This window comes from Bacteroides bouchesdurhonensis (assembly GCF_900155865.1).
GTDB lineage: Bacteria > Bacteroidota > Bacteroidia > Bacteroidales > Bacteroidaceae > Bacteroides > Bacteroides bouchesdurhonensis.
Genome location: NZ_LT707006.1, coordinates 2,645,508 through 2,664,034 on the forward strand (window position 1 = coordinate 2,645,508; position 18,527 = coordinate 2,664,034).

An 18,527-nucleotide genomic window follows, 5' to 3' on the forward strand; every position below is an offset into this window, starting at 1 on the left:
TGCCTATATTATAGATTTTGGATTAAATCTTCCTTTATGGATTCGCACAAAGTTTTGTATAGAATCCGTTTATTTTCAGGAATATCTTCTTCAGAAATGCTGAATAATAATAGATATGACTCCGGAATCCCCAACGCATTGCATATTTTGGTAATAGTACTTTTTGAAGGGAAAGTCCCCCCTGATTCAATACTGCATAATGCATTAGCTGAAATTCCACACATACTAGATAAATCCTTTTGAGAAATCTCTTTTTTCTTTCTAAGTATTTTTACGGCACTTCCTATATCCATATTTTTTTTGTTTTTCAACCTTGAAGGAAAAATTTGATGATGTCAGCTCCAAGTCCAATCACTTTGAACACATCAATCAGAAGTTCTTCAATGTTTTTTTTATCATATTGGTTTATGATACGAATAACTTCTTGTTTGCAATCTTCCGATAGGTTGCTTTCTCGTATTTTGTTTAATAAAACTTCTTTGTTCATATATCTAAGTTGAATGTAACAATAAAAAAACAATTTAACACGTAATTGGATTTATATTGCTGTTTTCATCCTCAGATTCGGAAACAAATATATGATACCTTGCAGCTATATAAATTTTCTTTAGTCGAATATTTATATGCTTTCTTGGTTTAAGATAAGTTGATTTTGCTACATAATAATAGCTATGGGTAACTATGTCTAAGATTTGTTGCTCTTTTTCTACAACAATTTCGTTTATGTTTTCCCTATGGGCAAAATTATGAAGTAGTGAAGAAGAAGTAGAAACGGAATGGTATTCTACTTTTATCTTCTTTGAGGCTACAACTAATATGTGCTTTGCTAAATCTATGTAACAAGGCGCACTTAATTCAAAGGGGGTTTTTCTTCTAACTTTTTCAATGAAAGCCTCTTTCAGATGTTCTGTGTCTATATCAGACCATTTAGATGGCTCTTTTTGTAAATCTTTGTTTTTAAAGAGTTTAATAAACTGTTCAAGAACTTCAAGTTCTTTTTGGCTCAGCTTGCTAATATTGCGAAGAGAACTTGTAAAATAACTTCGGATTTTACGCACGTAGGCATCTGCGAAAATCTCAAGCCTTTTTTCATCTATACAAAGGCTTGACGTATCATCAATGCTATCGTATCCATAACTTCTTAGCAGGGAAGTTAATGCACACATCGGTACATTCATAACCTCTTGAACAATATCAAGAGAGGTCATAAATGACGATTCTGCCTTTTCCCATGACGGCATTGATTGCACTGCTTTTATGTTTTCTGATAAATTCATATTGCAAATGTATGCAATATTTTTATAACACAAAAGGAAATAGCATTAAAATACATTTTTCACTTGTATTTTGAAGATAATACAAATCGCTCCTATTTAAGTATATCCATTATTATTGCCACTGCTACTACAATTATTGCTAATGCAATTTCCGAAGCACCCCGATAACCGCCCTCACATATCCCGGATCTTCCGCATAGCCGATGTCCCTTAACCAAAGCAGGTAGTTACCACCTTTGTATTTGTACTGCACTTTTGTAAGGTAGGCACGGACGCTTTCCGTCCAGTGGCCAAACTCGTAATACTTGCCCGTATGAGGATTGGTCAACCCGAAGAGATTGTTTCTATTCCGGCATAGCGATGAACGAAACCAACCTGTTTCCAAGATGGCTTGCGCCAATACCACTTTCGGATACAGGATGCCGTTCCGTTTGATTTCCGCATAGAGATTGGGTATCGTCAGTTCGGGAAGGCTATATGGAGTGCAGTTCCTTTTTGTCGATTTTAAGAACGTGCTATCGTTACATTTTTGGGCACCGGGGCTATTGTAGCGTTGATTTTTCGATTTTACCTCAATCGTGTCGTTGATTACGACTTTGATTGAATCATGTTCTGCTAATTGCTTATTATCAGCGACTAAAGTTGATTTACCCTTGGGAATCGGAGTAACTTCCGACTCTTTGGTAATCGTATAGAACTGAGCCGATGCCGTTACAGGCAAAATCAGTACAAGCAGTGTAGTCAATATCTTGTTGCGCATTTCGTAGGATGGTTTCTATGACAGATACTTTTGTGTCGTACAAGCGGTTACGACCGCAAAATTAACAGTCCAAACATCGTGATATGGAATTACACAACAGAAAAACAACCGAATTACTGCCCTACGAAAAGCTGGCGGTATTGGGCATCGACCGGGAGAAAGCCGACAATTTGCCTTTGGAGGTGAAGGTAAAGCTGGTTTCCGGCGAAGTGACCCCCATCGTGCAAGTGTCAATCAGTGCCCGAAATGGAAACTTGATCTCATTGCCTCTCAAACTACAGATGATGGCGGCTCCCAACGGAGAGCCTGCGCTCATCGCCTATCCGGTCAGAGCGGCCCTTGAACGGGAACGCAACCCGGTTCTTCGCCTGACGGAGCAGGAAGCCGACCGGCTGGTAAAGGGCGAAGTGTTGCAGAAATCCGTGGAGGTGAACGGAGAAAAGACCCGGCAATACCTGCAACTTGACCCCGAAACCCAGTCGGTCATCCATCGCAGAGTGACCGACCTCAAACTGGAGCAACAGCTTCGGGAAATGGAAAAGGTCAACGACATCGAGCTGGGCACACAGCAGAAGCAACAGGTTCGTGAGGGCAAACCGGTGGAGTTGAATGTCGGGGGCGAGAAAGTGTCTGTCGGCATCGACCTCAAAGAGCCGCAAGGTTTCAAAGTCATCAAGGGAGACATGAAAGAGTGGGAACACCAACAGAAGCTCCGCTATGACGAGCAGCATCCCGAATATCTCGGCTATGTGATGACGGACAAGAACCGTTGGGAACACCAACAAGTGATAGACAAGCAATCACGGGAACGGGCATTGAACCTTCATCCATCAAACAAGGAATCACGCAACACAGGTCTTAAACTATAATCTTATGGCAAAGCAAACCAATAAAGAGAAAGACATCGGACTCATGAAGCAGTTCGATGAAATGAAGCGGAAACATCCTGATGCCATGTTACTGTTCAGGAGCGGAGATTTCTATGAACTCTACAAGCAGGATGCGGTGAAAGCCTCCGTGATACTCGCCATCGACATGGCGGACAAGCTCATTCCCGGAGAAAAGGAAAAGGTGCAGACGGTACGTTTCCCACGCCCGGAACTTGACACCCTGCTACCCAAACTGATCCGGTCAGGAGCAAGGGTCGCCATCTGCGAGCAATCGGCGAACCAAAAAAACGAAAAGAAAGAACAACCCATTTCAAAAGACAGAGATATGGCAAAGAAGAAAGAGAAGGTCGTGCAGGAAGAACCTGTCAAGGCGGTGAAGAACGCCACCGAAGACAAACCTGCCAGAAAAAAGAAAACGGGAACAAAGACGGAAGCCCAAGCTGAAGCCAAGGATGAACAGAAATCCGAAGCCAAGCAGGAACACAAGCCCCGCGAGCCGCAGATGGTGACGGCCAACGGTGAGAAAGTGACCCACGGCCATGCCTACCAGAGCAAGGAGAAGCCGGAGGACTGGTACTTCACCGCCAAGATGGACGGCAGGCAGTTGAAGCCGCAGAAGATGGATGCAGCCGACCTTGCCGCCTATCAGAACAAGGAGATGACCGTGCCGCAGTTGATGGAACGCTACTATCCGACCAAGCTCCAACCCAAGGTATCGGAAGAGTCTTTCAAGATGCCCAAGTCGATGGCGGGCCCGGAGGGGAACATCACCGTGGAGAAGTTCAACGTCTATAAGGAGAAGGACGAACAACGCCCTGATTACGGCAAATACAAGTTCTACGCACAGATCGGTGATGCCAAGATGTCGGCAGTTGCCTCCCGTCAGGACTTGAACGCTTACTTCGACCGGGTGATAACCCCCGAAAAGTTAGTGGAGAAGAACTTCGGCGAGAAACTGCACCTGAAATCGGCCTACGAGAAATACAGCCTTCCCGAAGGAGTGGATTCCAATGGGGTGCGTGTCGCCAAAGACCGTACCGACAACAAGTGGAAGGTATCTGTCGATATGGGCGACAAAGGGAAAACCTCCAGACAGGAAATCTCTTTCGATGACGGCTATTCGCTCTTCAAGACCAAGACGGCCACCCGTGAGCAGATAGCCGCCAAGTACCTGACCACGGAAATAACCGGTATGCTGGCAGCCCATACCGCCAAAATGGAGAAATCGGCATCCGTCAAAATGTAAATCAATTCATAACATCACAAGAAAAAGAAATTATGGCAACAACAAAGAATCACGAAGAACTGGTAGAACTTCTTCAGGAGGGACGCATCGGCTACCTCCAATTCGTAATGGACGGTGAAGACGCAGAGGATTTTCAGGAGTGGTGCCGTTCGCACGGTACAGACCCCTCGGACGAATCCGCAGAATTTTATGTCGAACAGACGGACATCGCACGGATGGAGCGTCAGGTAATGGATGACGAGGATTATGGCATCTGGAACTAACCCGTCAGGCAACTCCGGTCAGGCAGCCATCGACCGCTTCGCCGAAATGATGATCGAGCGGATGCAGCAGATGAAGGATACCGGCTGGAAAAAAGGCTGGATAGGCGGCGCATCCGGCTACAACGGACTACCGCAGAACGTGGGCGGCCGGAACTACTCCGGTTCCAACTCGTTCTTTCTCCAGTTGCAGACAGCGGCCAAAGGCTACCAACTCCCGGTCTATCTGACCTTCAAGCAGGCGCATAACTTGAAAGCGCACGTCCTCAAAGGTGAGAAGGCTTTCCCCGTGGTCTATTGGGACATGATGGTCAAGGACAAGTACGGGAAGCGTGTCAGTTCCGAAGAATACCGGGCGATGAGCAAGGAGGAGAAGAAGGAAATGGAAACCATCCCCTTCGTCAAGGCTTTTCCCGTCTATAACGTGGCGCAGACCAACTTGGCCGAGGTGCAGCCCGAACGGATGCAGAAGCTGCTTGACAAGTTCAAGGTGCCCGAACTCAAGGACACCGAAGGGATGTACGCCCATGCCTCCTTGGACCGTATGCTACAGACGCAGGGCTGGCTCTGCCCGATACAGGCGGACAAGCGTGTGGACGGGGCCTATTATTCTCCCTCCGGTGACAGCATCGTGCTTCCGATGAAGGCGCAGTTCAACATCGGCAACACGCCGGAAGAGATTTATCAAGGCGGCATGGAGTTCTACTCAACCATGCTGCATGAGATGACCCACTCCACGATGACCCCCGAACGGCTCAACCGGGAAATGGGCGGCAGGTTCGGCGACCCGAAGTATGCGAAGGAGGAACTGGTGGCAGAACTGACAGCAGCGATGATCAGTCACTCGATGGGCTTCGATGGCAAAGTGACCGACAACTCCGCCGCCTATCTGGACTCTTGGATTGGGGTATTGAAGAAAGAACCCAAGTTCATCGTGTCCGTGATGGCGGACGTGAACAAGGCTTCGGACTTGATACTCGACCATGTGGACAAGCAACGACTGGCCCTCGGTGAGCAACCGTACCTTGCCAAGAACGACCCGTTCGCACCGTCAGACCCGAACGAGGAAATCCCGTTCAAGAACGCCGCCATCGTGAAGACCCGGAACGGTGACTATGCCATCCGCGCATCCTACGATGGTGTGGAGTTGGGGCTAAAAGCCGTTTCCAAGGACACGGCACGTACCTTCTTCCAGCTTACCGACTATAAGGACAAGGAAGCGTTCCTGAACATGACCGCCCGAAAGAGCTACGAGCCGGAACTGGCGATGATGCGTCGCCCACAGATTCAACACTCCGGGGCAAGGATGGGTATGTGATGTATGACCTATATAATTGAATAGGAGGAACCGGAATGACCGATTATAAAGTCAACTTCAAGGAACTGAAATCGCGTGTGGGTGTCGATGACATTGCCTATGCGTTGGGCTACCGATTGGATAGGAAGGCAGGCGTGGGCAGATACATCGAACTTGTATTGGGTGAAGGCGGTAACAAACGTGATACGATTATCGTCAGCAACCCGAACAACAAATCGGCCCAAGCCTATTTCCGCAGGGATGGCTCCAAAGGCGATGTCGTCACGCTCATCCGTGAGAACCTGAACGCCTTTCCTGTGTCCGGCAAGGACGATTGGCAGAAAATTGCCAAGGTACTGGCTCGTTTCGCCAATATGCCCGAACCCGAATACCGGGAAGATAGCGACTATGTGAAGTCGGTCAAGTCCGATGCCGTCTTTGATAGCACACGTTATGAGGTGAAGCCGATAAATCCCGAAAGGATTCCAGCACTGTTCTCCCAGCGCGGGCTTTCCGATGAAACGGTAAAAGCACTTGCTCCGTTTATCTCATTGATTCGGGACAAACGGAATGAGAAGTTTGACGGTTACAACATCGGTTTCCCCTATACCAATGGCAAGGATGATGCAATCAAGGGCTATGAGATACGGGGACATGGCGGTTACAAGTCCAAGGCGGCAGGTACGGATTCATCTACATCCGCGTGGGTAGCTGACCTATCCAATGGCAACAGTGGTATGGTCAAGAGCGTGTTTTTCTGTGAGTCCGCTTTCGATGCGATGGCGTTCTACCAGATGAACCGAACACAATTAGGCTCGGATGTGGCATTGGTATCATTGGGCGGTACATTTTCCGACAAGCAGATTACTGGAGTTATGGCGCGTTTCCCTCATGCCCGTGCCTTCGATTGCTTCGACAACGACCTTGCCGGACGCATTTACGGATTGCGTATGATGGCTCTGTTGGAGGATGTACCGATGAAAATCAACAGGAAAGTGGATGTACTTCAGATAGAAGCCAAAGGCAAGACCTTCGAGCTAAATACGGAACGTTCCCTGTTGGCACAGGTCAGCAAGCACCTATCCATCCGTTACAAGATGGGGCAGTGGTTGCCTCCCAAGGCTTTCAAGGATTGGAACGACTGCCTGCTGAACAAGCCGATGGAGGTCATCCATTCCCCTCACAAGGATGAACGTGAACAAAACCTGACCGGACGCAGAAAGGCCGGTCTTAAAATGTAAGGATTATGAACGGAGTGAAATGGAAACGAACGGCACTGGCAGTCTTGCTGCTTGTCGGAGGATTGTCCGGCTACGCCCAACAGACCGACCCGACTCTGACGGCGGCGGTCATGGCACAGACGGCGGAGCTGAAAAGCATCCATAAGAAACGCAAGCAGACGCAGGAGAAAATCATCGCGGCAGAAACAGCCGTTACCGTGGCCCTTGACCGGGTGCATCGTGTCGAGGACAAGATGCTGGAGTATCTGTCGAATGCGCAAGGCGCGGTACAGAACCTGCACCAAATCAAACGGGCGGGAGAACTGGTAACGGTGGAGATACCACGGAATTGCAGCCTGCTCACAAAGTCGGTGGGCAAGCATTTGAAAGGCACAGTCATCGCCTCGATGGTATCGGACGAGCTGACGGATGCGGCCACCCAGTTGGCGGCTCTCTATCCCTTCATGAAGCAACTGGTGACTTCGGGTAGTTACGATGTCACCAATCAGGACGGGAACAAGGAGAAGCACAAGGTCAACCTGCTCAGTTCGGCGGAAAGGTACTACATCGCCAACGAGGTGGTGACAAGGCTGGAGGCAATCAATACCGACCTTTTCATACTGGCGTGGCAGGTACGCACCCTCTCGTGGAACGACCTGTGGTTTTCCCTCGACCCGGAGGGATGGGCAAACGTGATGTCGGGCAAGAACATCATCAACGGCATCGTGTCGGAATGGAACCAAGGCTATCTGCTGAAATGGTAGCAAGTAATAATTTGTAAATCAAAAGAGAATGGAATCAGAAAAGAAAATTATAGGACGTTGTCCCTTGTGTGGCGGCAACGTGGTGAAGACCTGCAAAGGCTATCGTTGTGAACACAACATCAGTGAACATCCGACCTGCGTACTCAATATCAACGGGATTATCGGCAACCGGAAGATGAATGACGGTGAGATTGCCGAACTGTTGGAACAACGCTGCATCCTACTTGACGGTTTTGTAACCAAAGAGGGCAAAGCGTTCCCGACCGTTTTGGAACTGGCGGATGACGGAGCGGTCAATATGCAGCCGGTCATCGGCAAATGCCCCCATTGCGGCGGTGACATCCGTGTGGGAAGCCGGGCGTTCAACTGCTCTAACTATGCGAATCAAGCCGCCCAATGCAATTTCGCCATCTGGCGCAATATTGGTGGTCATCAACTGACATTGGCGGAAGCGAAAGAGATATGCGAGAAGCAAATCACTTCCTCCGAGCTGGAAATGTATCGCGAGGATGGCTCCATCTATCGCAAGCGACTGGGGCTTTCCCCTGACAAACTTCAAATCGTGAAGATATGAGACCGGGAGCATTGATAAAAGCCATCCTAATAGCCACCGTACTGTTTTGGGGTGGTATTGCTTGCTGTTGCTTGGTCGGATGTTCCGACAATCCGCAGAAACGGGCGGTCGAAGTGGCAAAGACAGCATTGGCGGCTTCGGTTGATAACCCGGAGTCTGTCAAGATAAAAGGTATCAGCAAGGTGGATTCCGTGTTCGGCAGGGAGTATGTGACGATGAACGAGCAGATGGCCCTCTCGATGACCCTGATGAAACTCGGTCAGGAGGTGATGAAGGAGGATTGCATGGAAAGCATCGACCCGGAAAACTGGGAACTTCCCGAACGGATGAAGCAACGGATGGAGGCTATGACGGCACTCCGTGAACTGGTCAGCATAGGGATGCTTGAAAGTGGAAAATCCGATACCGGCAAGGCAAAGCTCTTCAACGGGTGGAAAGTAAAGATAGAGTTTGAGGCGAAAGCAACTGAGGGCACTCCTTACCGTTCCGAATACTGGTTCATCTTGGACAAGGAGGCAAACTGCGTGGTCAGATCCTTTGAAATTCCCCTTGCCCTGAAATGAAAAACAACAATCATTAAAACGACAATCAAATGAAAGAACTGATAGAACAACTCGAACCGAAAATGATGGCATTGCTGCAAAATGCCAAGTCGCAAATGGAAAAAGGGAACAAGGCGGCAGGGCTTCGTGCCAGACGCATATCGCTCGACATCGAGCCAATGCTGAAACAGTTCCGAAAACTCTCTTTATCCGCTTCGCAGACAAAAGAATAATCCGCTTTCTTTTTGGAAAGTTCTTCTTGGAATCCCGGTGCTTTTGAACGGCATCGGGATTTTCTCATTTTATCCGGCAGTCATCTTGCGTCCGGGATTTTTGATACAAAAATACGGAGTACCGGCACAACGGCAAGTGCCGCCTCGCTTGGCTGTACGGCAAACATCCGGCAGCCTTCCGCAATTTGTGCCAAATTGGGTATTCCGTCCGTTTCCCTTCATCCACACTTGCCTGATGTTCCTCGTGGTACTCCGTGAGGAAGGCATCAAAAAATTCCCCGAAAGCAAGAAGCCAAAGGCTTCAAACAAAAGGGAAATAAACGATTAGCGAGAGCAGAGAGATGCTTGCTTATCTATGCCGAGCGTGAGTTTATTGCGCAAAGCGAAATAAATCAGAAATCGGAACAATTAAAATCAGAAGAACAATGAAAGGAACAGCGCAATTCAAGGAAATCATCAAGAACTATCTTGATAATCGGGCGAAGGAGGATGAACTTTTCCGTGCCAAGTACGAAACCACGACACGCACCATTGACGATGTGGTCACTTTTATACTCAATGAGGTACAGCAGTCGGGATGTTGCGGATTTTCAGACGAGGAAGTGTTTTCAATGGCGGTTCACGTAGTGGATGAGCCTACTATTGAAATTGGCAAACCCTTGCAGTGCGGTGTGGTGGTCAATCACCATATCGAACTGACGGAGGAGGAAAAGGCGGAGCAAAGGAAAGCTGCCCTGAAACGCTATCAGGACGAGGAACTACGCAAAATACAGCAGCGCAACTCCAGACCCAAGGCGGTCAAACCCCAAGCGACACAGCAACCCGAACTTTCACTTTTTGACAACTTTTGAGCCATGAAACCGAGAAACAGATTTGAGAAAGCGGTGGCAGCTTCCAATGAGAAGCTGACCGCTATCAGTTATAAAGCCGAGGAATGGGCTATCAAAAATGTGGTGAAGCATATTGCTTTCCGCACATCGGGGCATAAGTGTACCTGTGGTGATTGTGGTGAGAAGTTTGAACACAAGGGAAAAGGAAATGTAACCATCCGTTGCCCTCATTGTGGGCACAAAGTAGAAATTACCGATACGTTGAAACGCAAATGGAAAGAAGCGAACTACTTTTCTACCCTTGAAGCCATTGACGGCTTGCAGGTGCAGAGGGTATTCCTTTTGTCGGCTACCTATCGCAAAGGAAAGCCAATGACAACAGATTGCGGAGAGGTATGCCGTATGTGGCTCAATGCACAAGGCAAGGTGGCGGTCACTGCAAGGAAAAGAACTATGGGGTATTATGTGGATAGCTTCAACTGGGCTTCGTCCATTGAGTTGAGAAACTTGTACGATGTACACTGGTGCATTTCAGACACCTACATTTACCCTCGTTACTCGCTCATCCCCGAACTGAGACGCAACGGACTGAAAGGCAAATTGCCGGATAATTGCCATTTGTGCAGGTTGATGTCGGCTTTATTGTCTGACAATCGGATTGAAACGCTGATGAAAAGCGGAAACCGCAGGGCGGTAGCTTATTTTGTGAACCATCCACTTGACCTTGATGTGTGTTGGGCGTCTTACAAAATAGCCACACGCCACCATTATGTGCCGAAGGATTACGGAATGTGGTGTGATACCATTCGCTTGCTTGAAAAGTGTGGCAAGGACATCCGTAGCATGAAATACATCTGCCCGAAAGACCTCAAAGCGGAACACGACCACTGGCTTCACAAGGTCAATGCAATAGAGAAACAGCGCAGGGACAAGGAGAAGCTACAAAGAGCCAAGCAACATGAAGCAGATTTTTACAAGAGCAAATCTTGTTTCTTCGGTATCGTCATCAGCGACAACGACATTGAAATTTCCGTGTTGGACTCTTTGGAAGCGTACAAGGCAGAGGGTGAACAAATGAAGCATTGTGTATTCCAATGTGAATACTATGCCAAGACGGACTCTATCATTCTGTCGGCTCACGACCTGCAAGGCAACCGCATCGAGACGGTGGAGTTCTCAGTCAGCCAAGGGAAGGTGATACAGAGCCGTGGGGTGTGCAACTCCAATACGGAGTATCACGACCGCATCATCAAATTGGTAAACGACAATGCCCACCGCTTCTTGAAAGCGAGAGAGACCGCATAAGTTCCCGATAATTGTTCTGAGACCCCGACTTGCGCTGTGAAGCGTGGGTCGGAGGCTTTTTAATAAAATAAAAGGAACTCTATTAGATATAATCTTTCCAACGGTCGCATTTACCTCGCTTTTGTTTGGCAAATCGAGTGTTGGTATATTGTGTTGCTACCGTTTTATATTGCCCCATTGCCCATAGGACAGAGGCTAATTTTTCTTGGTCCTGGAAGCCTGATAATGCTTCTTGCATCAAAGAAGAGGCGTTTCCATTTACTGCTTGCAATATTTTTTCATGACGGTTCACGCGCTTGTACATATCGCTGTATTCTTTTGCTGTGCTATCGTAGATTATTTTATCACCTATTGCTTCATTACTATCCCCAAAATAAGAGCCTTGATAGTACTGAGTCAATGTCCAACAAGAAGATACGGAATTGCGCATCCCCACTGCATACCGCAACTGCATCATGGCTCGTTTGTCGGCATCGGTTTCATGGGGATAGGTCTGCTTCAACCTTATCATTTCTTTGGCGAACCACAATTTATAGTCTTTACGAACAGGTATCAACACGCTTTTTTGCCGACATCCAGCATCATTGACAAATTCCAGTGCAAAGGGATTTCTTTTGAAATAGGGTAATACATTCATTCGGGCAATGTATTGATGCGACACTTTTTCCAGCCAAGGAATAGCCTCTTCGTAGCGAGTCTCCCGAAGTAGCATGGTACCCACTATATCGTTCCAGAAATCACGATTGCATCCGCTTCCGTGCCTATTGTAGAAGGTGTCATAAGTATCTTTCGGTGCTTTTATGCGTTCTACAAATTGCCGGACTACAGAGGCATTGAGCGTATCAATCATGGCAAAGACAGCATTGTTGTGGCTGCTAATTCTTTCTTTTGTCTTATCGGGCAACAATACATAATCTGCCATATCCACCGCCTGAATAGCCCTGATGGTATCTCCGGCAACCATCAATTTGGGCGCAACGTACCCCAACACTAACTTGCGAAGCATATCGGTATGATAGTCATAGCTAAAGTTGTAGATTCGTTTGTAGTTTATGGCATCATAAACCTCCTCTGCGGTTATACCTTGCGACCTTTCATAACTGAGCCGAAGTTTCTTTTCCGCTTCTGCCTGTTCTATCATCCATTGTGAAGCTGTATAGAGCCAATGGTCATATCCTTTATCTACATTTTTAGTGCAAGCTTCAGCCAAAAGGCGTAGTGTGTGGATGGATTGTCTGAGAAATGGTGTAGTCGATTGTTTTTCTGCCTTGGAGATAATTTGCAACGTTGTGTTTGCCTCTTGCTTCAACCAATAAGCATAGGCTTCGGTATATAGCCACATGGCTTGCTGCTTGGCAGGTACCTGTTGGGCATAACGATGGCTCAATTGAATAATCCGTTCTATTTCCTTGCTGCAATCCTTATATCCGTCTTCCAAATTCTTTTCAACTTTTCTGATGTAGTCTTGCAGATGACTTGCAACCAAAACAAAGTTCGTTGGCGTTTCTGCCAATTGCTCAATGATATCCAGTTTATCGTAGGGAAGGTTTAAGGCTTTGAAGCACCAAATCATGGAATCTATATCACCATTCTCAATAAACATCTTTAAGGCTTTCTTATATTGCTTGTCTGCATAATAGGCTCCCGCCGCATATCCGGAAATCATTTTTCTCAGTAAATATTCCCGGATAGTTTCTGTTTTCCATAAGCTGATAATCTCTCCGTATTGCTTTGTAGTAGTCAGCAATCTTGCCAGTTGCAATAGGTATCTGCTGTGTAACGATCCTTTCAGCCTTGCCCTAACGTCCTGTTCCAAGCGGGTTAGAATGGTGCTGACGGAATCTCCTTCATAGGGATAATACCAAGGGTCAATTATCTCTTGCCGAACATATTCCACCTCTTTGGCTATCACTAAATAGTCGCGTACCTCTTTTCCGTCGGTCACTAACCATTGAGCAAACCGATTCTTTGTTTTTCTGCTTGTGGTCAATTGCTTTAACTGAGTTAAACTCCATTGATATACTACCTCATCTATTTCTAGGATTGAAATATTTTTCGATGATTCTTCCTGCCACAATAGGCAGTTGGCCAGTTGTTCATCCGGCAGCTCATCCGACAGTTCCCAAGCGTTGGTGGGTATAACCCGGTAAGTCTGATAATTCTTAGGAAGACAGAAGGGAGTGGTGCAGGCTTGCATTCGGCTACCACACTGGATAGCGATGAATAACAAAAATATAACGAACTTACTCATAGATTTGTTGAATTTGTTGATTGGTATATCTGCTTAACTCTTTCTCATCCAAATGATAAATGATGCTAGAATGAGCTTCATCACCATAGAGCTTCTTTATTAGTGATTTCACTTTTTTAATCTCTTTCGGGTCGCCATGCTCATATCTTATTTCATCGCTCGAATATAGCTTCAAACTATTAATGTCTCGTTTCACTTTATATCGATTTTCCCCCTTCTTCATTATTGCAGATTCTTCCTCTTGATGAAGAAGGAAATCCGTGTCATGTAAAAGTCGGTCATAATGGCCATTAGAAAACACCACTCCCCATGAGAAGGCCGGATAAGCGAAATCAAGAGGTAAGTCGTAGCTGTCATCTTTAAGATATTGCTTTACCACATCATAAGACAGTATGGAGTTCTCTGTTTTTATATCCCGAATGCTTCCGGTATTGTACAGCATCAACACTCCGCTTCTTACAGGTGGGGCTTGTGTGGAAAGTTGATGCAGACGGATGGTTGAACTCAGCTCTATGTTGTGCTGAAGCAATTTTTTTCGCAACTGTTCGCAAAGTCGGAAATAGGATGATTCAGAGTTCTCCGTCCAGTCGCAATCCACTTGCACTTCTCGTACATGGTCAATCTTATTGCCTTTGGTCATCGCTATCACTCGCTTGGCGATATTCTCGGCCAATTTTATTTCATTCCCTTCCATTGCATAGAGTGCCTCCAGCGTGATGAAAACAGTGGGTACAATTTCTACGCTATCGGGAATGGCCGATTTGAAAACTACCGTAGAGTTAGGAACTGCACCATATGCCAAATCTTCCACCACATCGAAAAAGCGTAAATAGATGCGTTCCACTTGGTATTGTCGCAGGAATAGGGAGTCGGCTTGGCTCAAATCGAAGCCCCCTTTCCAGTGATAGATGGCGTTGCCTGTGAACAAACGTTCCTTATGACGAATATGATGTTCCGGAGTATGACATCCATTCATAATGGAACAAACTAATAATAATATGATTAGCAGTTTCTGTTTCATAATTTTACAACTATTTTCAATGCAATCGCATTTAATTTTTCGTATGTCACAATATTGGGTTTTAGATGTTATAATGATGCAAGTAGCGTTTTAAAGAGTACCACATTTTATTGTATCGAAAAACAATGAAAATACGGCACCGTAATATTCAAAGCCCTTTCTGGTGATGGTCAACTTATCACCATTAATCTCTATCAATCCTTGCCGTATACAGTAAACTACCTCTGATTTAAACACCGCCATGAAATCCATCTCAAGAATTCGGTTGGCAACCGCAATAGACATTTGACCGTAGTATGCTGAAATGGCCATATACTTTGAAAGCATCTCTTGGCTTGGCAGCATATAAGTATCTACAGACGGATAACTCTTGGCTTGTTGAATAAAATATTTCAATTGGTGAACACTTTTACCTAAATTATAGCTGATTCCAGTAGGTGACATGCTTTGGGCTGAGAGTCCAAACCCCTTATAAGGAATAAACTCCAACATCCGATGTCTCAAATAGGACGATAGTCCCTGATCATTTAGATCTTTTGAAAAGGTGTTTTGCCCAAACCTAGCATTGTATTCAAGTTTAGTCAGCCCTTCAAAGAATTGATTGTAACAACGAAATAGCTCTTCTTTAGAACTATTTTCTTTGTAGCAAAGCATGTTGGTTCGCAACTCATAAAGTGTAATCTGTTCAGGGGCAAATTGCTTAATACAAGCTACATCCGTCTCAATATCTTCTAAGGTCTGGTTCTTTAGCCCATACATAAGGTCAATATTGATTTTCTCAATGCCGTTAGTATGAATCATCTGAATGACATCGTCCATCATAGATAACGTAGGGTTTACCCTTCCATTATTATTTTGAACGCTTTTTACGCTCGATTGTAGGCCAAATGAAACTCGCTTTATTCCAGCTTTGCTTATCAATCTGACTTTGTAATCTGATAGAGTTTGAAATGTAGCTTCTATACTCGGCTCAAAATCATCAGTTAGACTCACTCTCTCTACAACTTCCTTGTAAATATTCAGCAATTCTTCAAAACATTCATCACACAACGATGTAGGTGTTCCACCACCAATGTCAAATCCACATAATGTGATATTGGGATAGAGATTCAAAAAACTATTAATATCGTGTCTTATTGCATTCAAATAGTACCGCTGTATTTCACGACTCGGTACAAGCATTCTTGTGTATTCACAGAAATAGCAAAGATGCTCACAAAATGGGATATGGATATAGAAAGATAGGACTGTACAGCCAGTATAGTCCAATTCCCCCTTTACTTTAAACGGCTTCCAGTGTTCAGGACTAAGTGGGTATGATGTGTTATATCGTTCATCGTTCATACGGTGAGCAAAGATGTTCTCTATATCCATAATCAGATAATGATATTATTATCATGAAACCCTTGGCGAAGATATTCCCCGTCAAAAACCAATGAAGATTCACAATACTGTGGATTCATATAGTTGCGAAAATATATTTCCAATATCTTGGCATCTTTATTGTATAGGTAGTTTGAGCACTTACAATCAGTTCCTCTATTCTTTGATTTTGTAAAATACACATGTGGAATCGTATCAATGCCAACATCTTTCAAATCAATGAAATGAGTACGGCAATACTCGTTTATAGGCATCAACCCAACAAACCCAATGCGATACACTCCTAAGTCTATCGCAAAATCAAGCATTTTGCTTACCTCTTCGGGTGAGTCGATATACCCTTTCATGAGGTTGCAACTGAGATTGACTTTATCCATATCCACTCCTTCAAAACTTAACGGAGCATCGGGCATCGCACAATCGTATATTTTTGCCAGCTTTTCCCCTTCATAATGATGCAAAGAGATTGAGATTGAGTCCCATCGAGGAAAACGCATCAATGCCTTTGACTCTGGAAGAAAACCATTGGTGTTTAGGTGGAGGTGAATACAATTGTATCTGTTATGACTTTCCAACCGTGAGATAATGTTCTTCACTAATCCACTCACCAAGGAAGGTTCACCTCCTGTGATGTTTAATCTGTTCAGGTATATCTTCTGCCGAAATATTTCATCTATACAATCAAAGAGCTTATTTATATTGAAAGTTTGGTGGCTTTGGTACCCTGCATTCGAACAGAACAAACAATGTGCATTACAACCATTTGTAACCTTTACAAAAAGATTGATGCTTGGTGGAATAGGGGTAGCTTGACTTCCATTAATACTACACCCTAAAGCTTTAATCTGGATAGGACGACCAAACAAATGATATTCCATTATTTTTCAAGCAGTTTCCGTATGAAAGACTCTTTCTCTATTTGATTATTGAAATATACTTTACCCATATTTCCATAAACGGGCAGAGTAAAGTCTTGTTTCGGCACATAGTAGTGATCCCAAAAATCTTTATCTGTGCCTATTTCTGTATATTTAGGGTCAATAGCAAGGAGAGACGAAGCAACCCTAAATTCGAAATAATCGTCACTACTATTGGGGCCTTTTCCTTCACCGCACGACTCTATAAACTTACGTTCATCTTCTACACTTACCAATACGGGACCATAATATTCGCCATGCTTTGGACAATATACTTCGGGATGACAAGAACTATCTTGCTCATAATTTTCTGAAACAACTTTAGCTATACCATATTCAGCTACATCTTGCTGATATTTATCAATCATTATAGTCTGTAGCTTTTGATTGTCCAATATCTCATCAACTGAAACCTTGTCCCAAAATTCATCTAGTGCCCAAAAGAAAGTGAAATAAGGATAGGCATGTCCGCCAAGAGGAGCGCTTCTAAACATTTTATCATTCAGATAATCCTTGCTTAAATCTCCGTGCGATAATGTGTCACTAAATACATGCTCTATCAAATCCGTTTGAATCTCTTTGCCTGACGTATAACGGCGGAAATCATTAAGGTAAGAAATAATGTGAATCAGTTTAGCAACGTCTCGTCTTGTCATCACTTTTTCAATATCATCATCTTGATGACGATAGAGAGCTATTAATAGGGTCGTTTTCAAAGCTTCAAAATCCAATGTCCCCTCTTTAAACAAATCAAGATGTTCAAGCAATCCAGAATTAATATAGTGGCGAGTTCTTGCGCTTATTGTTCCACGTCGACAATACCTGTCCATAACCTTGTTAATATCATCGTTCATTTCCCCTACGCAGGTATAATGCTTTTGTTCATTGAGCACTTTTATAATATCGCAAAGTGTCTGTACTTGTCCATACTCTTCCACTGAAAGAGAGGATGAAGTATTGAGTACATCTGTTTCAAGATCGTCAATTGAAGCTACGACTACAGAGTTTACTTCTTGATGATTAACAATTTCTCGTATCCTAATTGCCATTTGGTGATTGGAATAGGTGAAAACTTGCGAAAGTGGCCAATCTTTCTTTGCGGAGTTCTGATTATAAATCACTAATGAATCCGGTAGAAGATCTTGAATTTCAGCAAGAGCTTGTTCTGCTAATTCTTGCCTTCTTTTCCCTTCAAATTTAAAAGGTATTGAAACGATGGCTTCAACAGAGATATTCTTTTTTAAGAAGTATTTTATAAGGGCATAGACTCCATATCCAGAAGTACCTCCTAATCCACATACGAAAATAAGACGTTCGGGCGAATGTGCAAGTATTGGCTGTAAGAATCGTTCATACTTACTAACCAACATTTCATAGTAGGATGTGTCATAATGTTCTGTTATATTGTATTCTAATGTCGTTCCACATGCAGTAAATTCATTAAGCATGATATGGTTTCTTATAAAATAAGGTTCTCTGCAAGCAAAATCAAAATCAATAATAGCAAAGTCGAGTTCATTATAATTAAATCCGGATAGATTTATGAGTCCAAGGTAATTTAGAACTTTAGTGCCAGCACCTCCAACACCTATTACTAGCGTTTTGTGAGCAAATATCATAGAAGGTACATTATCTTCTTTCTTCCATTCAAAAGGAAGTACGTTCTCTCTTGTACTAGTATCCTCCGAAATGGAAGTTTTTTTATTCATTGGTCTCTCTTTCTTCTTAAAAAGGTTCTTTATCCACTTAACCATATT

Annotated in this window: 21 protein-coding genes; 12 read left to right on the top strand and 9 right to left on the bottom strand. The window is 44.6% G+C overall.

The window, feature by feature from the left end; genetic code table 11:
• Window positions 1–8: 8 nt before the first annotated feature.
• From CZ225_RS10975 to CZ225_RS10990, 4 genes are all read right to left on the bottom strand, one after another.
• Window positions 9–293, bottom strand: a complete 285-nt coding sequence (locus CZ225_RS10975; protein ID WP_077154075.1) for a helix-turn-helix domain-containing protein — start codon at window positions 291–293, stop codon at window positions 9–11.
• A 14-nt stretch (window positions 294–307) separates the two neighbouring features.
• Window positions 308–487, bottom strand: coding sequence for a hypothetical protein (locus CZ225_RS10980; protein WP_077155789.1), 180 nt, complete (start codon window positions 485–487; stop codon window positions 308–310).
• A 34-nt stretch (window positions 488–521) separates the two neighbouring features.
• Window positions 522–1,277 carry a hypothetical protein gene (locus CZ225_RS10985; RefSeq protein WP_077154076.1) on the bottom strand — a complete coding sequence of 252 codons (756 nt, stop codon included), beginning with the start codon at window positions 1,275–1,277 and terminating at the stop codon, window positions 522–524.
• 139 nt (window positions 1,278–1,416) lie between these two features.
• On the bottom strand, window positions 1,417–2,037 hold the full coding sequence (locus CZ225_RS10990; protein WP_077154077.1) for a glucosaminidase domain-containing protein: 621 nt from the start codon (window positions 2,035–2,037) through the stop codon (window positions 1,417–1,419).
• 83 nt (window positions 2,038–2,120) lie between these two features.
• On the opposite strand from CZ225_RS10990, the gene CZ225_RS10995 reads away from it, so the two are divergent.
• The 12 genes from CZ225_RS10995 (at window position 2,121) to CZ225_RS11050 (ending at window position 11,198) form a co-directional block, all read left to right on the top strand.
• Entirely contained in the window at window positions 2,121–2,906 is a 786-nt protein-coding gene (locus CZ225_RS10995) for a DUF4099 domain-containing protein (RefSeq protein WP_077154078.1), read from the top strand.
• Between the two features lie 4 nt (window positions 2,907–2,910).
• Window positions 2,911–4,173 (top strand): MutS N-terminal domain-containing protein, encoded by a 1,263-nt coding sequence (locus tag CZ225_RS11000; RefSeq protein WP_077154079.1) that lies wholly within the window; start codon window positions 2,911–2,913, stop codon window positions 4,171–4,173.
• Between the two features lie 32 nt (window positions 4,174–4,205).
• Window positions 4,206–4,436, top strand: coding sequence for a hypothetical protein (locus CZ225_RS11005; RefSeq protein WP_077154080.1), 231 nt, complete (start codon window positions 4,206–4,208; stop codon window positions 4,434–4,436).
• Window positions 4,420–5,751 (top strand): ArdC family protein, encoded by a 1,332-nt coding sequence (locus tag CZ225_RS11010; RefSeq protein ID WP_077154081.1) that lies wholly within the window; start codon window positions 4,420–4,422, stop codon window positions 5,749–5,751. Before CZ225_RS11005 ends, CZ225_RS11010 begins: the two co-directional genes overlap by 17 nt.
• A 35-nt stretch (window positions 5,752–5,786) precedes the next feature.
• A complete protein-coding gene (locus CZ225_RS11015) occupies window positions 5,787–6,971 on the top strand; it encodes a DUF3991 and TOPRIM domain-containing protein (protein WP_077154082.1) in 1,185 nt (394 codons plus the stop codon).
• Window positions 6,972–6,976: 5 nt separating this feature from the next.
• On the top strand, window positions 6,977–7,714 hold the full coding sequence (locus tag CZ225_RS11020) for a hypothetical protein (RefSeq protein ID WP_077154083.1): 738 nt from the start codon (window positions 6,977–6,979) through the stop codon (window positions 7,712–7,714).
• Between the two features lie 28 nt (window positions 7,715–7,742).
• On the top strand, window positions 7,743–8,288 hold the full coding sequence (locus CZ225_RS11025) for a topoisomerase C-terminal repeat-containing protein (RefSeq protein WP_077154084.1): 546 nt from the start codon (window positions 7,743–7,745) through the stop codon (window positions 8,286–8,288).
• A complete protein-coding gene (locus CZ225_RS11030; RefSeq protein ID WP_077154085.1) occupies window positions 8,285–8,851 on the top strand; it encodes a hypothetical protein in 567 nt (188 codons plus the stop codon). The genes CZ225_RS11025 and CZ225_RS11030 overlap by 4 nt, the downstream gene beginning before the upstream one ends.
• Window positions 8,852–8,880: 29 nt before the next feature.
• A complete protein-coding gene (locus CZ225_RS11035) occupies window positions 8,881–9,063 on the top strand; it encodes a histone H1 (protein WP_077154086.1) in 183 nt (60 codons plus the stop codon).
• Between the two features lie 43 nt (window positions 9,064–9,106).
• Window positions 9,107–9,391: a hypothetical protein gene (locus tag CZ225_RS11040; protein ID WP_234983035.1), complete on the top strand. Its 285-nt coding sequence runs from the start codon at window positions 9,107–9,109 to the stop codon at window positions 9,389–9,391.
• 97 nt (window positions 9,392–9,488) lie between these two features.
• Window positions 9,489–9,914: a PcfK-like family protein gene (locus tag CZ225_RS11045; RefSeq protein WP_077154088.1), complete on the top strand. Its 426-nt coding sequence runs from the start codon at window positions 9,489–9,491 to the stop codon at window positions 9,912–9,914.
• Between the two features lie 3 nt (window positions 9,915–9,917).
• Window positions 9,918–11,198: a PcfJ domain-containing protein gene (locus CZ225_RS11050; protein WP_077154089.1), complete on the top strand. Its 1,281-nt coding sequence runs from the start codon at window positions 9,918–9,920 to the stop codon at window positions 11,196–11,198.
• A gap of 82 nt (window positions 11,199–11,280) precedes the next feature.
• Here the strand turns inward: CZ225_RS11050 and CZ225_RS11055 are convergent, their stop codons facing one another.
• The 5 genes from CZ225_RS11055 to CZ225_RS11075 all read right to left on the bottom strand — a co-directional run bounded on the left by CZ225_RS11055 (window position 11,281) and on the right by CZ225_RS11075 (window position 18,524).
• The gene (locus CZ225_RS11055) at window positions 11,281–13,449 is read right to left on the bottom strand and encodes a hypothetical protein (RefSeq protein ID WP_077154090.1); all 2,169 of its coding nucleotides are present in this window, start codon (window positions 13,447–13,449) and stop codon (window positions 11,281–11,283) included.
• Window positions 13,442–14,470 carry a hypothetical protein gene (locus CZ225_RS11060; RefSeq protein ID WP_077154091.1) on the bottom strand — a complete coding sequence of 343 codons (1,029 nt, stop codon included), beginning with the start codon at window positions 14,468–14,470 and terminating at the stop codon, window positions 13,442–13,444. The genes CZ225_RS11055 and CZ225_RS11060 overlap by 8 nt, the downstream gene beginning before the upstream one ends.
• Window positions 14,471–14,560: 90 nt before the next feature.
• Entirely contained in the window at window positions 14,561–15,844 is a 1,284-nt protein-coding gene (locus CZ225_RS11065) for a radical SAM protein (protein ID WP_077154092.1), read from the bottom strand.
• A gap of 2 nt (window positions 15,845–15,846) precedes the next feature.
• On the bottom strand, window positions 15,847–16,731 hold the full coding sequence (locus tag CZ225_RS11070; RefSeq protein ID WP_077154093.1) for a radical SAM protein: 885 nt from the start codon (window positions 16,729–16,731) through the stop codon (window positions 15,847–15,849).
• Complete coding sequence (locus tag CZ225_RS11075; protein ID WP_234983036.1) at window positions 16,731–18,524, bottom strand: FtsZ/tubulin family protein; 1,794 nt, start codon at window positions 18,522–18,524, stop codon at window positions 16,731–16,733. Before CZ225_RS11075 ends, CZ225_RS11070 begins: the two co-directional genes overlap by 1 nt.
• Window positions 18,525–18,527: the final 3 nt, after the last annotated feature.

What these genes read in the sequence shown, in the direction of transcription:
- CZ225_RS10975 (WP_077154075.1), bottom strand. Translation starts at nt 293, where the DNA reads ATGGATATAGGAAGTGCCGTAAAAATACTTAGAAAGAAAAAAGAGATT.
- CZ225_RS10980 (WP_077155789.1), bottom strand. Translation starts at nt 487, where the DNA reads ATGAACAAAGAAGTTTTATTAAACAAAATACGAGAAAGCAACCTATCG.
- CZ225_RS10985 (WP_077154076.1), bottom strand. Translation starts at nt 1,277, where the DNA reads ATGAATTTATCAGAAAACATAAAAGCAGTGCAATCAATGCCGTCATGG.
- CZ225_RS10990 (WP_077154077.1), bottom strand. Translation starts at nt 2,037, where the DNA reads ATGCGCAACAAGATATTGACTACACTGCTTGTACTGATTTTGCCTGTA.
- CZ225_RS10995 (WP_077154078.1), top strand. Translation starts at nt 2,121, where the DNA reads ATGGAATTACACAACAGAAAAACAACCGAATTACTGCCCTACGAAAAG.
- CZ225_RS11000 (WP_077154079.1), top strand. Translation starts at nt 2,911, where the DNA reads ATGGCAAAGCAAACCAATAAAGAGAAAGACATCGGACTCATGAAGCAG.
- CZ225_RS11005 (WP_077154080.1), top strand. Translation starts at nt 4,206, where the DNA reads ATGGCAACAACAAAGAATCACGAAGAACTGGTAGAACTTCTTCAGGAG.
- CZ225_RS11010 (WP_077154081.1), top strand. Translation starts at nt 4,420, where the DNA reads ATGGCATCTGGAACTAACCCGTCAGGCAACTCCGGTCAGGCAGCCATC.
- CZ225_RS11015 (WP_077154082.1), top strand. Translation starts at nt 5,787, where the DNA reads ATGACCGATTATAAAGTCAACTTCAAGGAACTGAAATCGCGTGTGGGT.
- CZ225_RS11020 (WP_077154083.1), top strand. Translation starts at nt 6,977, where the DNA reads ATGAACGGAGTGAAATGGAAACGAACGGCACTGGCAGTCTTGCTGCTT.
- CZ225_RS11025 (WP_077154084.1), top strand. Translation starts at nt 7,743, where the DNA reads ATGGAATCAGAAAAGAAAATTATAGGACGTTGTCCCTTGTGTGGCGGC.
- CZ225_RS11030 (WP_077154085.1), top strand. Translation starts at nt 8,285, where the DNA reads ATGAGACCGGGAGCATTGATAAAAGCCATCCTAATAGCCACCGTACTG.
- CZ225_RS11035 (WP_077154086.1), top strand. Translation starts at nt 8,881, where the DNA reads ATGAAAGAACTGATAGAACAACTCGAACCGAAAATGATGGCATTGCTG.
- CZ225_RS11045 (WP_077154088.1), top strand. Translation starts at nt 9,489, where the DNA reads ATGAAAGGAACAGCGCAATTCAAGGAAATCATCAAGAACTATCTTGAT.
- CZ225_RS11050 (WP_077154089.1), top strand. Translation starts at nt 9,918, where the DNA reads ATGAAACCGAGAAACAGATTTGAGAAAGCGGTGGCAGCTTCCAATGAG.
- CZ225_RS11055 (WP_077154090.1), bottom strand. Translation starts at nt 13,449, where the DNA reads ATGAGTAAGTTCGTTATATTTTTGTTATTCATCGCTATCCAGTGTGGT.
- CZ225_RS11060 (WP_077154091.1), bottom strand. Translation starts at nt 14,470, where the DNA reads ATGAAACAGAAACTGCTAATCATATTATTATTAGTTTGTTCCATTATG.
- CZ225_RS11065 (WP_077154092.1), bottom strand. Translation starts at nt 15,844, where the DNA reads ATGGATATAGAGAACATCTTTGCTCACCGTATGAACGATGAACGATAT.
- CZ225_RS11070 (WP_077154093.1), bottom strand. Translation starts at nt 16,731, where the DNA reads ATGGAATATCATTTGTTTGGTCGTCCTATCCAGATTAAAGCTTTAGGG.
- CZ225_RS11075 (WP_234983036.1), bottom strand. Translation starts at nt 18,524, where the DNA reads ATGGTTAAGTGGATAAAGAACCTTTTTAAGAAGAAAGAGAGACCAATG.